This window comes from Tsukamurella sputi (assembly GCF_007858445.1).
GTDB classification, from domain to species: domain Bacteria; phylum Actinomycetota; class Actinomycetes; order Mycobacteriales; family Mycobacteriaceae; genus Tsukamurella; species Tsukamurella sputi.
In genome coordinates, this window is the sequence record NZ_VIGV01000072.1 from 1 (window position 1) to 651 (window position 651).

The following is a 651-nucleotide window of genomic DNA, read 5'->3' on the forward strand; positions in this document are numbered from 1 at the left end:
GCGTTGCAAAGGGATTGACCCCAAAATGGTGATAAAAGTAGCGATCCTCATAAGTTAATAGTGCCGAAAGATAGCTAGGCGCCACCTCTTCCGGCGTTATCCAGTGTCGCAAACGCCCTTCATGATCGGTAAATTGTCGTAAAAGTTGTCCATCAGCAGCGACCACCGTGGTAGCAACAGAGATAACGGGCGGTTGCAACGGAAAGAGAAAATTGAGAAGAAGAAAGAGCAGCGCAGATAGAGAGAGCACTATAAGCGGAGAGAGCCACACTAGGCGCCAAAAAGAGCGCCATCGTCCCCACTTTTTAGGAGCGATCCTTGATCTTATCTGAGGCTCCATCGGTAGATCGAGCTCTGACTCCACTTGTGAATCGACCGCTCGACCCTCCGCTGATCCCCCATTGTCACAATATTCCTGCTTCACATAAGCATCCTTCTTCTCAACGCTTCATCGCCACTCCCCAAACTCTTAGTTAACCGCAATGATTCCCACTATTTGGAGGCGGAAAGAGCGATCAACGCCCTCTAATAACCCGCTCACTCTTCGATACCACTGTCAGATCTCTCTCAAGTGGCCCTCTCAAATGGCGGCGCTATCCAATAGCTCTCTCAAATAACGATTTTCTATCTCGATCGTCTCTAATCACAGTT

At 49.0% G+C, this 651-nt stretch carries 1 protein-coding gene; it reads right to left on the reverse strand.

What is annotated here, in order from left to right; translation table 11 throughout:
- Nucleotides 1-424: penicillin-binding protein 1C (locus tag FK268_RS25910; protein ID WP_205124528.1), on the reverse strand; the 424-nt coding region annotated here is incomplete at its 3' end.
- Nucleotides 425-651 lie beyond the last annotated feature (227 nt).